This is a genomic window from Desulfotignum balticum DSM 7044 (assembly GCF_000421285.1).
Classification (GTDB): Bacteria; Desulfobacterota; Desulfobacteria; order Desulfobacterales; family Desulfobacteraceae; genus Desulfotignum; species Desulfotignum balticum.
In genome coordinates this window covers 1,660,770-1,673,698 of record NZ_ATWO01000001.1, presented here as the reverse complement: position 1 = coordinate 1,673,698, position 12,929 = coordinate 1,660,770, and the positions used below count along the sequence as shown (strand labels likewise).

The 12,929-nt window shown below is 53.6% G+C and carries 10 protein-coding genes; 2 read left to right on the top strand and 8 right to left on the bottom strand.

Annotation, left to right across the window (positions count from 1 at the left end; all coding sequences use genetic code 11):
- Positions 1-35: 35 nt before the first annotated feature.
- From K365_RS0108410 to K365_RS0108395, 4 genes are all read right to left on the bottom strand, one after another.
- Positions 36-341 carry an addiction module antidote protein gene (locus K365_RS0108410; protein WP_006965292.1) on the bottom strand — a complete coding sequence of 102 codons (306 nt, stop codon included), beginning with the start codon at positions 339-341 and terminating at the stop codon, positions 36-38.
- Positions 332-637 carry a type II toxin-antitoxin system RelE/ParE family toxin gene (locus K365_RS0108405; RefSeq protein WP_024334226.1) on the bottom strand — a complete coding sequence of 102 codons (306 nt, stop codon included), beginning with the start codon at positions 635-637 and terminating at the stop codon, positions 332-334. The genes K365_RS0108410 and K365_RS0108405 overlap by 10 nt, the downstream gene beginning before the upstream one ends.
- Positions 638-733: 96 nt before the next feature.
- Positions 734-2,497: an adenylate/guanylate cyclase domain-containing protein gene (locus tag K365_RS26435; protein ID WP_024334225.1), complete on the bottom strand. Its 1,764-nt coding sequence runs from the start codon at positions 2,495-2,497 to the stop codon at positions 734-736.
- Position 2,498: 1 nt separating this feature from the next.
- A complete protein-coding gene (locus K365_RS0108395) occupies positions 2,499-3,410 on the bottom strand; it encodes a DMT family transporter (protein WP_024334224.1) in 912 nt (303 codons plus the stop codon).
- Positions 3,411-3,616: 206 nt separating this feature from the next.
- Between K365_RS0108395 and K365_RS0108385 the strand changes: the two genes are divergently transcribed.
- Together K365_RS0108385 and K365_RS0108380 are read left to right on the top strand one after the other, a co-directional pair.
- Entirely contained in the window at positions 3,617-4,501 is an 885-nt protein-coding gene (locus tag K365_RS0108385) for a DMT family transporter (RefSeq protein ID WP_006965288.1), read from the top strand.
- 13 nt (positions 4,502-4,514) lie between these two features.
- Positions 4,515-6,218 carry an acyl-CoA dehydrogenase family protein gene (locus K365_RS0108380; RefSeq protein ID WP_024334223.1) on the top strand — a complete coding sequence of 568 codons (1,704 nt, stop codon included), beginning with the start codon at positions 4,515-4,517 and terminating at the stop codon, positions 6,216-6,218.
- 158 nt (positions 6,219-6,376) lie between these two features.
- Here K365_RS0108380 and K365_RS0108375 read toward each other — a convergent pair whose 3' ends face one another.
- The 4 genes from K365_RS0108375 to K365_RS0108360 form a co-directional block, all read right to left on the bottom strand.
- Positions 6,377-7,462, bottom strand: a complete 1,086-nt coding sequence (locus tag K365_RS0108375; RefSeq protein ID WP_024334222.1) for an HD domain-containing phosphohydrolase — start codon at positions 7,460-7,462, stop codon at positions 6,377-6,379.
- Positions 7,446-10,337 carry a CHASE domain-containing protein gene (locus K365_RS26430; protein WP_024334221.1) on the bottom strand — a complete coding sequence of 964 codons (2,892 nt, stop codon included), beginning with the start codon at positions 10,335-10,337 and terminating at the stop codon, positions 7,446-7,448. The genes K365_RS0108375 and K365_RS26430 overlap by 17 nt, the downstream gene beginning before the upstream one ends.
- Positions 10,338-10,759: 422 nt before the next feature.
- Positions 10,760-11,470 (bottom strand): aspartate/glutamate racemase family protein, encoded by a 711-nt coding sequence (locus K365_RS0108365; RefSeq protein ID WP_024334220.1) that lies wholly within the window; start codon positions 11,468-11,470, stop codon positions 10,760-10,762.
- Positions 11,467-12,909 (bottom strand): NAD(P)/FAD-dependent oxidoreductase, encoded by a 1,443-nt coding sequence (locus K365_RS0108360; protein ID WP_024334219.1) that lies wholly within the window; start codon positions 12,907-12,909, stop codon positions 11,467-11,469. The genes K365_RS0108365 and K365_RS0108360 overlap by 4 nt, the downstream gene beginning before the upstream one ends.
- Positions 12,910-12,929: the final 20 nt, after the last annotated feature.

The following is a 12,929-nucleotide window of genomic DNA, read 5'->3' as shown; positions in this document are numbered from 1 at the left end:
CTGCATCACCGACACTTTTCAGTGCATCGCGACCCTTACGATGCCGGCAGGGTTTCATCCGCCGTTGCCAGCGTCAATTTCAAACCAAATGCCTGAAGTACTTTTACGACCGTATCAAATTTGGGTGCGCCATTTCCCGAAAGAGCCTTATAAAGATTTTGCCGGTTCAGATCGGCTTTCTGTGCAATTTCAGTCATTCCTTTGGCCTTTGCCACATTGCCGATGGCGACCATCAGCAGATCTGTGTCCCCTTCTTCCAATGTGGCTTTTAAATATTCACAAATCATTTCCGAGCTGTCCAGATATTCGCTGGCATCCCATTTAGTGGTTGTCATACCCATGATAGATCCTCCATAATTTGCCTGGCTTTTTGAATGTCTTTGGACTGGCTGGATTTATCACCACCGCAAAGCAGAAAGACAATGGTTCCCTGCCTGATGGTGAAATAAATCCGAAAACCCGGTCCAAAGAAAAATCGCAGTTCATACAGACCCTCACCCAGGGTCCGGTAATCTCCAAGATTACCCATCTGTATGCGGTCGAATCTTGAAATAATGCGTGCCCTGTATTTGAGATCTTTGACCCTGGTTGAAAACCATTTGTCAAAAAGCGGCGTTGTTTCAAGACTGTATGTCATGGGTATATTGTCGCACATAAAAGACAAATGTCAATGTAATTTTTTAGCTTTTGTTCCACAAAAGCCTCTTTTTCAGAAGCGGAAAGAGCATTGATATCAGGTGCACAGAGTTTTATAAGGTTTTGCGGGTTCGATCACATGCAACGTCATGGCTTGGTCCACCCCTTTCAGGTCCGCCGGGAAAGAGGACTTTACCTGCAAATCCTTGTCCCGGGTTGTTTTGTCCAGCACTGCATCCGAAATCAGAATCTGTTTTTTCCGGGCCTGTTCCTGGACCCGGCTGGTGATATTGACGGCCGATCCCACCACCCCATACTTGGCCCGGGCATCTGATCCGATATTGCCCACCACCACCTGACCGGCATGGATCCCAATGCCCATGGCCAGGTCCGGGAGATTTTGTTTTTTCAGCTCCCGGTTCACCTCCGGCATTTTAAACTGCATATCAAATGCACAATGAACCGCCCGCAATACCGTGTCTGATGTCGGTTCGTCCAGGGGATCAAAAAACACCAGGATCGCATCCCCGTAAAAATCCACAATAATGCCCTGGTGTGTCTGGATGATTTCGATCATATGGGAAAAATACCGGTTCAGAATGGCTACGATCACCTCAGGTTCCAGGGTCTCGGACATGTTGGTGAAACCTCTGATATCCGACATGAGCATGACGGCTTCCCGGCGGACCCCTCCCAGCTGGCCGGCCTCCGGGTGCGCCATCAGGGTCCTGGCAAAATCCGGGTCCACATACCGGCCAAAGCTGTTGCGGATATGGTCCCGCTCCTCCAGTCCTTCGACCATGGTGTTGAAACTTTCCACCAGGTGCCCGATTTCATCCCGGCTGTTCACCGGGATGGGAGATCCATAATCCCCTTTTGCCACGGCCTGAGCCTTTTCAGACAACTGCTGGATCTGACTGACCATCCGGCACATGTGAAACCGGATCAATACCAGCACCAGGGCGGCCAGTACAAAAACGCCCAGGGCAAGGCCATTTCTGTATGTCACGATGGGGCCTAAAATTTTATGGCCGTCGGCAAACATGATAATGGTCCAGGGCACCTGCGCCAGTTTGTAAAACCCCGCAATCAGATCCGGCGGATGTCCTTTAAGGGAAACCGTGCCGAAGGGCTGGGTATTCATTTTTTCAAAAATAGCCTGCTCCAGCGGATCATCGGATCCCCCGAGGGTCTTCCGGTCCGTCATGGTCATGTTGGTATGGGCCATATAGGCACCGGTCTCATCCACAATACAGGCCATGTCACTCTGCCACCACCCCAGGGCCAGAATATCTTTGAGCAGAAAATCAAACTCCATCCGGATAACCAGATCCCCCAGCCGTTTTTCCGACACCCCGAACAGAGAAATCTGCATGATCACGGTTCTGCCTTTCTCATCGGCATGATACCGGGGGCCGGACACACTGGCGATTTGAGACCGGGAAAACCGCATGCCGGGATGTTCCGCCATGTTCATCCGATCCATACTCCCCATGCCGGGCAGTCTTGCGGCCGGAGGGGCGGTTGCCGGATCAGCCGGCTCATACGCCGCAGACACCACCCCGTCCATGACCAGCAGATAATCCACCACCTGATCCGGAGATATCGCAATATCTTTCCGGTCAGATACCTTAAACAGGACATTGAGCAGGTCCACCGGCTTGAAAACCCGCATTTCAATATAATGGGCCGCCCGCTGCAGCTTGACCACAGCCGATTCCTGCCACTGATCCAGCATGATGCCCCGGGAATACCAGAAACTGGCGGCCCCGCCCAAAAGGACAATGACCAGCACCGGGAGTAACAAAGAAATCAGAAGCCGTGTCTGTAACTTTTTAAATTGAAACCGTGACAGATCCATTTTATTGTTTCACCCCTTGCGGCGTTTGATTGGCCAGAACGATACCTGACAGAATCAGCATCGCACTGACGGCATGGACCAGGCCGATATGTTCTCCGAGAAACAGATATGCCAGCAATCCGCTGAACAGCGGCATCGTGTAGTATATCATCCCGGCCCGGGATGGTCCCAGGGTGATAATGGCCCGGTTCCAGAGCAAAAAAGCACAAAGCGATGCAAAAACCCCCACATACAGCACGGCCGGCAGCGTGGATCGATTTAAATACAATCCAGGCATCCGGACCTGTTCCCAGATAAAAAAAGGCAACAGAAAGATCAGCCCCATAAAAAACAGCGTGAACTGAAACATATACAGCCGGATGCCCTCCGGCTTGTGTTTGATCAGAATACTGAACACGGCAAAGAGCACTGCGGATGCCAGCATCCACAGATCGCCTGCCACAAAACGGATGGCCAGCAGCCGGGCGACCTCACCCCGGGTGATCAGACAGACAACCCCTGTCAGCACAACCACGATTCCCACAGCTCTTTTAACGGTCAGCACTTCTTTGAACAACACCCGGGAAATCAGCACCACAAACACCGGAAAGGTGATGGCGATCAAAGACAGGTTCATGGCAGTGGTGGTGTGTCCGGCAATATAGATGAACGTGTTGAAACAGGTCACCCCGATGAAGGCAGTGACTGCCATATACCCGATATGCGGCCGCACCCGGGGCCAGTCTTTGGCAAAACCCTGGATCGCAAAAGGAGCGAACACCAGAACGGCGGTCAGCCACCGGTAAAATGCCAGGCTCACCGGCGGAATCAGGTCGTTCAATCCTCTTGCCACAATAAAATTGCCCGACCACAGGGCCGTGGCCCCCAATGCAACCCCATATCCGGCCAATAGACTACTGGTTTTTTCCGGCATTTCCCATGCTTTTTTTTATCATACGCTGTTTTTTTATACCATGGCCCTTGTCTGTTTTTTCTCCAAACCATACCACCATTTTTCAGCCGTATCCAACAAAAAATCCAAGGATTCCGCAACCACACCGCAATTTGTTTGACAGACATGGCATGCCGGGTCTATTTTACACCATCAATTGACCCACGGACTTCAAGGACCACTGACATATGCCATACACCCCGACCCGAACCGTTCTCATGGACGCCCGCACGGCAGGTCCTTTGTTCATGCTGTCTGCGGCATTGCTGTTCACCCTCATGTCCACCATTGTCAAACTCATGCCCGAACATTACACGGTCTGGCATCTGGGATTCATCCGCTGTTTCGGGGGAATGCTGGTATTGACACTGGTGTTCAGCCGCAAAAAAAATCCGTTCAAAGGACACAACATCCCGCTGCTCATTCTCAGGGGATGCACCGGTTCTCTGGCATTTTTCTTTGTGGTGTCGGCCCTGCGCCTGCTGCCCATGTCCACGGCCGTGGTGTTGTTTTATTCCTATCCGGCGTTTGCGGCCCTGTTCGGGTTTCTTATTTACAAAGAACAGGTGAACCGGTTTCAGATCGTGTGTATCGGGGTTCTGCTGGCCGGGGTGGCCATCCTGTTCGATTTTCGATTATCCGCCAGTGCCCTGGGCCAGGCCATGGCCATCATGGGGGCGGTGCTGTCCGGATTCACGGTCACGGTCATTCGGACGCTTCGGGAACACAACGGTCCGGTCATCATCTATTTTTATTTCTGCACCATGGGCACCCTGGCCACCCTGCCCTTTTGCATCACGCATCCCGTGATTCCGGGCTCTGCTGTGGAATGGGCCATGGGGGCAGGTATCATTGCCACGTCCGTGGCGGCCCAGCTGCTCATGAACCAGGGATTTTTTTTCTGCAAGGGATTTGAAGGTGCGGCCTATATGTCCAGCGAAACCCTGTTTGCCGCAGTCGTGGGCATTGTCTTTCTCATGGAACCGGTCTCCTGGCACCTGTTTGCCGGAGGTCTGCTCATTGTGGGCGCCGGCCTGGCCATGCACCGGCTGGGACGGATTCAAACCAAATAAAAGGAACCACGGCATGATTTTATTCAATCCCAGGACCGCCACTTTTGATCATCTGGATGACGCATCCCGGCAGATCATGACAAAAACCATTGCTTATTTTGAGACCCGGGGCAAAAAACAGTTGAAATCCGATTTCCACCAGCGGGTCTGGTACCAGGATTTTCTGGATTTTTTAAAGGAAAACCAGATTTTCGCCACCCTGCTCACCCCGAAAAAATATGCAAAAGATAATGAAAACGCCCGGTGGGACACCCGGCGCATCTGTGATTTCAATGAAATACTGGGGTTCTACAATCTTTCCCACTGGTATACCTGGCAGGTATCCATCCTGGGCCTGGGTCCTATCTGGATGGGGGATAACGAAGAGATCAAGCAAAAAACCGCACAACTGTTGAAAGACGGCCACATATTCGCCTTTGGCCTGTCGGAAAAAGCCCATGGCGCGGATCTGTATGGGTCGGACATGGCCCTGACCCCCCTGGGAGACGGAAAATACGTGGCGGACGGCGGTAAATACTATATCGGCAACGCCAACCAGGCCGGGATTGTGTCTACATTCGGCAAAAACTCGGAAACCGATGAGTATGTGTTCTTTGCCGCCGACCCTGCCCATGACAACTATGATCTGGTCCAGAATGTGGTGGACTGGGAAGGCTATGTGGCCGAATATGCTTTGAACGGCTACCCTGTCACCAATGCGGACATCATGTCCACGGGCCGGGCTGCCTGGGACAGCGCGTTAAACACCATCAACGTGGGAAAATTCAACTTAGGCTGGGCATCCATCGGCGTCTGCACCCATGCCCTGTATGAAGGCCTCAACCATGCGGCCCACCGGAACCTGTACGGTCAAATGGTCACAGATTTTCCCCATATCCGGCAGCTGCTGGTGGATGCCTATACCCGCCTGGCCGCCATGAAGCTGTTTTCTTTGCGGGCCGCTGATTATTTCAGGTGTGCTTCGCCTGAAGACCGGCGGTACCTGCTGTACAACCCCATGGTCAAAATGAAGGTGACCTGTGAGGGAGAAAACGTCATCAACCTGATCTGGGATGTGATTGCGGCAAGGGGGTTTGAGAAAGACACCTATTTTGAAATGGCAGCCACCGACATCCGATCCCTGCCCAAACTGGAAGGCACGGTCCATGTGAACATGGCATTGATCATCAAGTTCATGGCCAACTATTTTTTCAACCCCGGCACGTTTCCCGACATCCCCCGGCGGGATGACCCGGGATGTGATACGTTTTTGTTCAACCAGGGAGAAACCAAAGGCCTGGGCAAAATCCAGTTCCATGATTATCACCTGGCCTATGACCGTGTGGACCTGCCCAATGTAAATATCTTCAAAGAACAGATCGACCAGCTGGCCCAAATGCTCATGACCGCCACCCCGGACAGGGACCAGGCCAAAAACATGGATTTTCTGCTGTATCTGGGGGAATTGTTCACCCTGGTGGCTTATGGCCAGCTCATCATTGAAAAATATCACATGGATAACTTCACCCCGGACCTGCTGGAACAGATATTTGATGTCATGATCAGGGATTTCAGTGAATTTGCCCTGAAGCTGTATGCCAAACCCGTCACCACCCAGACTCAGATGAATTTCTGCATGAACATGATTAAAAAACCGGTCACAGATCCCGACCGGTTCGACCGGATCTGGGAAACCCGTGTCATGGCCCTGAAAGACATCTATGAGATGACGTTATAAGTGAGGTTTATATCAATTCGTCCATTTCCGGCATTACATTGATTTGTTTTTTTAAAACCACGAAGCGCACGAAGAACACGAAGGAATGGTTTCTTCGTGTTCTTCGTGCGCTTCGTGGTAAAATAATCTGACGACCCTGAAGCCGTATTGCCCAAGGTTCAATCAGGCTTCATGCGATCATAAAGCGCTTCAAATTCAGATTCAAGGGAAATAAAGGCATCCACCACGGCCGGATCAAAATGGGTTCCCGCATCTTCCCGGATAATCTGGCAGGCTGTTTCATGGGAAAACGGTTTTTTGTAGGGCCGGGCCGCTCGCAGGGCATCATAGACATCTGCCAGGGCCATGATCCGGCCGCTCAACGGGATCTCTTTGCCGGCCAGCCCGTCAGGGTAGCCTGTGCCGTCCCATTTTTCATGATGGGACCGGGTCAGGGCAATGCCCATGTTGACAAAGGCGTTCCCGGGATACCTGGCCTGCACTTGTTCAAGGGTTGCGGCGCCGATGTTTGTATGGGTTTTCATGATATCGAACTCCTCATGGGTGAGTTTTCCGGGTTTGAGCAGAATCTTGTCAGGGATGCCCACTTTCCCGATGTCATGCAGGGGGGCGGCATGGTAGAGGTCGTCGATGAACGCCGGAGAGATATCGGTGTATGGATTGTTCCGCAATTTTTGAGCCAGTTTTTTACAAAAAATCTGGGTGCGCTCGATATGGCGGCCAGTGTCATCATCCCGGTACTCGGTCAGTTTCGAGACCGCCAAAATGGTGGCCAGTTGTGAATCAGAGATCTCTTCCACTTTTTCCTTGACCAGATTTTTCAGGTCGTGATTGTGCAGTTCCAGTGCCTTTTTTGCCCGGTGCAGGCACAGGTGGGTGTTGACCCGGGCCAGGACCTCTTCTTCCTGAAACGGTTTGGTCACGTAATCCAGACCCCCTTCTGAAAACGCCCTCACCTTGTTGGCAGGATCACCCAGTGCACTGATAAAGAGAATGGGAATCTCCTTGAGTTCCGGATAATCTTTAAATCGGCGGCAGAACTCGAACCCATCCATTTCCGGCATCATGATATCCAGCAGCACGAGATCCGGCGGATTTTTGGCAGCTGCTTTCAGGGCCATGGCCCCCCGGGGAAACACCGCCACCCGGTAGCCCTGTTTTTGAAGGATCCCCTGGAGCAGTTCCAGGTTGGCCGGTGTATCATCCACAGCCATGACAAGTGGTTTTTCAGTATTGCGAATCATGGTGTTTTTCTCCTTTCAGCAGTTTCATGAGTTTGTCATAGGCATATTGACTGGCAAGGATATTGAGTGCGTGTGCCACCCGGGCATCGGTTTTTTTCACTTGAGTGATCAGTTGTCTGAGACGGGCCATGTCTCCCTGTTCAACTGCCTGGTACATGGCCTTGACCAGGTTCCGGGGCAGTGCTTCCATGTCTCTGGCAGCCAAGGACCAGGCACTGGTTCCGTCTTTGGCCGGGTCCGGGGTGTCTGCATACACATACTCGATCTTCAGGGCCTGCTTGAGGACGTCAAACAGGTCTTCCGGTTCAAAGGGTTTACTGACAAACCCGTCCATCCCGTCTGCAAAAACCTGTTCTTCACTGTTTTTAAACGCACTGGCCGTGACCGCGATGACCGGGACATGGCGGCCGATGTCCGTGGATTTGATCTGCCGGGCCGCTTCATAGCCGTCCATCACGGGCAAGCGCAGGTCCATGAGCACGGCATGGGGGGACCAGCCAGCAAACAGATCCACGGCCTCTTTGCCGTTTTCCGCCTCTTTGACCTCAAACCCGGTATTGGTCAGCAGGGTGCGCAGCAGGTCTCGGTTGCTTTTCTGGTCATCCACCACCAGGATTTTCACCAGCCCGGCCCCAGGCACCAGGCCGGTGATCTGCCGGGTTTTTTGTGCCGGGGTTTCACTGGCCCCTTCTGCCGGGGTCACGGGCACATGGAACCGGAATACACTGCCTTTTCCCACAGTGCTTTCAACGGTGAGGTCTCCGCCCATCATCTCCACCAGGCTCCGGCTGATAGCAAGTCCCAGGCCGGTGCCGCCGGCCTCCTTCCCCTGGTCGGACTGGTCAAACGGGTCAAAGATCCGCTCTTGGTCCGAAGCCGGGATACCGGGGCCTGTATCTGCCACTTCCACCCGGAGACACATCCGCGGTTTTTCATTTTGCCCTTCCGAGTCGGTTTCCGCCCAAATCCGCAAAGTGACGGTCCCGGTCCGGGTGAACTTCACGGCATTACCCATGAGATTGACCAGCACCTGCCTCAGTTTGCCTTCGTCGGCCGTCACATACCGGGGAACGGTTTCAAGTGTTTCCACAACGACCGCCAGGTCTTTTGCCTCGGCCCTGGAACGAAACATCATGGCGATATCCGTCACCAGATCATGGATATTGAAATCAGAACGGTCCAGCGTGAGCCGGCCGGCTTCGATTTTGGAGATATCCAGGATATCGTTGATCAGGTGCAGCAGATGCCGGCCGCTGCGGGAGATGGTCTGTACCTGTTCGGTCTGCACGGTGGTCAGGGACGGGTCCTGTTCCAGGATCCTTGCAAACCCGATAATGGCATTGAGAGGCGTTCGGATCTCATGGCTCATGTTGGCCACAAAATTACTTTTGGCCTGGTTGGCCTGTTCCGCGATCCTGCGTGCGATTTCCTGTTGTTCGGCATGTTTCTGATCAGTGATGTCCCGGGTGACCCCCTGAAACCCGGTGATGGCCCCTTTCTCATCCCGGATGAAAGACACGTGCATGGCAATGTCAACGGTGCTGCCGTCTTTTCGGTATTCCTTGAGTTCAATGAGGCGTGACCGGTCTTTGTCTGCTTCAGGGTCTTTTTCTTTTTTCAGTTCTTCTTTGATGATGGACTGGAGAAATGCCAGGGTTTCCGGTGCATATTTTTCCGCCATGGGTTTTTTCATATACATCTCAGGGGGTTCTCCCACCAGTCTTTCAATGGATTTGCTGACATAGGTGGTGTTGAGGTTCAGATCCACCGTCCAGATCACATCAAAGACGGAATCGGTGATCCGGCGCAGCTTCGCTTCCCTGTCCCGCAGCGATTCAGTCAGTCTGTCCGCAAGTGCCCGGGCACGGTCAATGGTCTTTTCTTCCGATTTCATCCACAGAAACACAAAAAAGCTGATGGCCAAACCAGCCAATAAAATGCCGTGGTGTGTCCAGCGGTCCAGGCCTACGTCAAAGACCGGGGTGGAATGGAACGTCACAGTCCATTGATGGCCGTACAGATCCAGAATCTTTTGGCTGGAGAACACCGGGACATGATCCGGTTCCTTGGCATTCCGCTCTGTTTTACAGGAATACATCAGCGATTCCAGTGACATCCGCCGCCCGTCATGGATCTCGAATATGACTTTGGGTGTAGGATCCGGAAATATCCCCTCTATCAGGTCATGCATGCGAAAGGCACCTGTCACAAATCCCTGGAGTGCCCTCTGCCGATCCGCCATGTCCGCAGGTGGCCGGAAGCTTTTGTACACAGGCATATACATCAGAAATCCGGGTTGCGTATTTTTCTCCCTGATCGCCAGTGTCACTTGGCCCGACATGGCCACGATACCGGTGCCCCTGGCCCGTTCCATGGCAGCCCGGCGCACAGGGTCTGACCACCCGTCATATCCCATGGCAGCCTGGTTGGCTGCATTGAAAGGGGTGACCATTACCACCGGCACATATTCGTTTCTGCCGTTTTCCGGCCAGACTGCATAATTTAGAAACCCCTGTTGCCGGATGCGTTGCGTGTGAGAATTTAGCTGTAAAGCAGTGACATGTTCCGCAAAAGCCACTGCCTGTATCCCGGGAAAATCACGGGTGATGTCTCTGAACGCAAAAAAGGTCCGCCATTCCTGCCAGGTTACTTCCCGGGAAGCGGAAAACAAGCCGGCGGTTCCTTCAAGGATCATCTGGTAATTGTGCAGCCGGTTCAGTATCCGGTTCTCGATAACTCGGGTATATTCAGCAAACCGGGCCTGGTCCATCTCGTTCTCGTGAGAACGCCAGTAGTGCCGGATGCCCACAGTCAGACAAAGCAGCACCGCCAGGACCATATAGGGCAGCAGTTTCTTGACAGATGTTTTTTTCATGTCCCTCCGTTCCTGTAATCCCCATATTTTTGTCTCACCCTGGAACGGGCACCGCTTTATATCTGTTCAGGCAAATGCTGGTTAACACGGCACCGGGGCCATGGTCTCTTTTTTTGAGAACCACATTCAAGGCTGTGTCGATCGTCTGGTAGCATATACCTTGTCCGGCACCATGTCCAGAGAAGACCACTGAAACCTCAGGGGCAACGCAAGCAACCATTCTGAGGTCCCTGTGGGTTCCAGACCCTGCCCGGCGGCAGCAGTTGGTCAAAGCTTCATGCCTGCGGTAATGGCTGATAAAAAGACCAGTGCCGGGGGGAGTCCTGCCGATTTACCTATGGATCGACGGTACCTGGAAAAACCATGTCCTGGCATTGAATGGGGTCTGTGATATGACATCCTGACAGGGTATTGCCCCAGGTTCACCGGCGGCACCCGGCCCAGGCCGAGCTGAGCAGGGTGGTGATATCAAATACCGGCCTTTTTGTCACCCGGCGGACTGCATCGGCAAATGGCGGCATATTGGTGCACTCCAGGACGATGGGACCCACCGCGGGATGCTCTTTGATCAGATGCATGGCAGCAGACACCATCTCGCGCCTGCACAGATCCACATCCAGTGTTGGTTGCCCCCCAATGAACACCCGGGTGAACTCCGGAAAATTTTCCATGCCCTGGATGGCCATGGGAATGTCTGCGATGCCGATGGCAGACAGGTGCTCATGGTTTAAACAAGATTTTCTGGCGGTCAGAACCCCCACCTTCTGACCGTCTTTTAACAGGGTCTGCGCGAGGTGCACCTGGAGCAGGGAAGAAGAAAACACCGGCACCGGGAGTGCCGCCACCAAGGCTTTATGAAACAGGGCCAGAAATCCGCAGGAGGTGCCCAGGGCAATGGCCCCTTCCCGGATCAGGTCCCGGCCGGCGGAAACAAACGGCTGGATCATGGCTTTGTCTCCCTGGACCACGATCCGTTCCGGGGTGGCCCCTTTCACCGTGCGATACCGCACCGGAAAATCAAATGTCTGTGGATTTCCGATATCACCGATAATTCTGGGAAAGGTGGTGTCCAGCATCAGGATTCCCATAAACGGATCTTTTGTCAGACTTTTTTTGTGGGGGGGCAGGGTCATGGGTGTAAAAACGCTGCCATGGGAACATTTTTTACCGGGGCCCGGAAAGAAGGGCTGCCTGTCTGGTCCGGGGTCTGGCCGGTCAGGGCCAGGAGGATGTCAAACAGGACCGGCTGGCAGATCCGGCCCTGGCACCGTCCCATGCCGCATCGGGTGGCTTTTTTCAGGCTGCCTGTTGTCACAAACCCTTTGGCAATCTGTTTTCTGATCTCTCCCATGGAGATTTCTTCGCATCGGCAGATCAGGACATCATCGTCAATAGCCTCATAAGCGGATGCAGGCACCTGGCACAGCTGATTTAAAAATGATGCATAGCCCCGCTGCTGTTTCTGCATCCGGACCAGTTTTTGCGCATAACGATCCGGCCCGGTTTTTTTTCCCAGTTTTTCCAGAATTGACAACGCGGCCAGTTTTCCCTCCACAAAGGATTTTCCAGCCCCGGCAATACCTGTGATCTCTCCTGCGGCATACACTTTAACCACCGATGTTTCAAGGGCATGATCCACCCGGACCACCCACCCGCCCCGGTCGGCATCGTAATCCAGGGCGCATCCGGCCTGGACCGGCAGCTCGATGTTGGGAGAGAACCCATGCCCCACTGCCAGTGCACTGGCGGAGTAAATCTGAGAGGTACCGGGGATCTTGTTTCCTTTTCTGTCAAGGTCGGCGGTCACGACAGCCGTTACTTCATTTTTCCCTCTGGCTTCCGTCACCCGGACTCCCTGGCGAAACCTCACCTTTCGGATCATCAGGCTGAGCATCTGCATGGCCCCCTCCCCTGCCAGGAATCCATGGTGTTTCAAAAGCGGCAGCAGACCCAGTTTTTTCGCAAAATGGTTTTCATCCAGAATCGCGGTCACGTTTCCTTTGTTTTTGAGAATCTCCAGGGCCAGAACCGTTTGAAGCGGGCTGGTGCCGGCAATCAGGGTGTGCCGGGCCGGCAGGATACCCGAACTTTTCATCAGGATCTGGGCCGCTCCCAAGGACATCACCCCGGGCAGGGTCCATCCTTTAAACGGCAAAAACCGCTCCCTGGCACCCGTGGCCAGCAACAGGTATCCGGCATCAATCTCCATCATACATCCGGATACTGAACTGCCCGGACACAGGGGGTCCGGCACATGCACCAGCAGTTGCCGGTCCGGAAAAATGCCCAGTACCCGGGCCTGATGCACACAGGTAATCCCTTTGGGCCGCGGGACCGGCCTCAGGCTTTGAACAATTTTTTGGGTTGACACCGTCCTGCCGGATCTTTCAAGACGCGGGTCAAATTCCCAGAACCCGTCTGTAACCCGGCAATGTTGTCTGAGTATCTGGCCACCGGCCTGGGGGTTCTCATCAATGACAAGAATTTCCAGGCCATGACCGGCCAGGGTATTGGCCGCGGCAATACCGGCGACCCCGGAGCCCACGATCACCACATCATACGCCTGCTTCATGACCGCCTCATTTCACCGGA

Excerpts from the sequence above, each read along its gene's own strand:
- K365_RS0108405 (WP_024334226.1), bottom strand. The coding sequence starts at position 637 with ATGACATACAGTCTTGAAACAACGCCGCTTTTTGACAAATGGTTTTCA.
- K365_RS0108365 (WP_024334220.1), bottom strand. The coding sequence starts at position 11,470 with ATGACCCTGCCCCCCCACAAAAAAAGTCTGACAAAAGATCCGTTTATG.
- K365_RS0108380 (WP_024334223.1), top strand. The coding sequence starts at position 4,515 with ATGATTTTATTCAATCCCAGGACCGCCACTTTTGATCATCTGGATGAC.
- K365_RS0108410 (WP_006965292.1), bottom strand. The coding sequence starts at position 341 with ATGGGTATGACAACCACTAAATGGGATGCCAGCGAATATCTGGACAGC.
- K365_RS26435 (WP_024334225.1), bottom strand. The coding sequence starts at position 2,497 with ATGGATCTGTCACGGTTTCAATTTAAAAAGTTACAGACACGGCTTCTG.
- K365_RS0108385 (WP_006965288.1), top strand. The coding sequence starts at position 3,617 with ATGCCATACACCCCGACCCGAACCGTTCTCATGGACGCCCGCACGGCA.
- K365_RS0108375 (WP_024334222.1), bottom strand. The coding sequence starts at position 7,462 with ATGATTCGCAATACTGAAAAACCACTTGTCATGGCTGTGGATGATACA.
- K365_RS26430 (WP_024334221.1), bottom strand. The coding sequence starts at position 10,337 with ATGAAAAAAACATCTGTCAAGAAACTGCTGCCCTATATGGTCCTGGCG.
- K365_RS0108395 (WP_024334224.1), bottom strand. The coding sequence starts at position 3,410 with ATGCCGGAAAAAACCAGTAGTCTATTGGCCGGATATGGGGTTGCATTG.
- K365_RS0108360 (WP_024334219.1), bottom strand. The coding sequence starts at position 12,909 with ATGAAGCAGGCGTATGATGTGGTGATCGTGGGCTCCGGGGTCGCCGGT.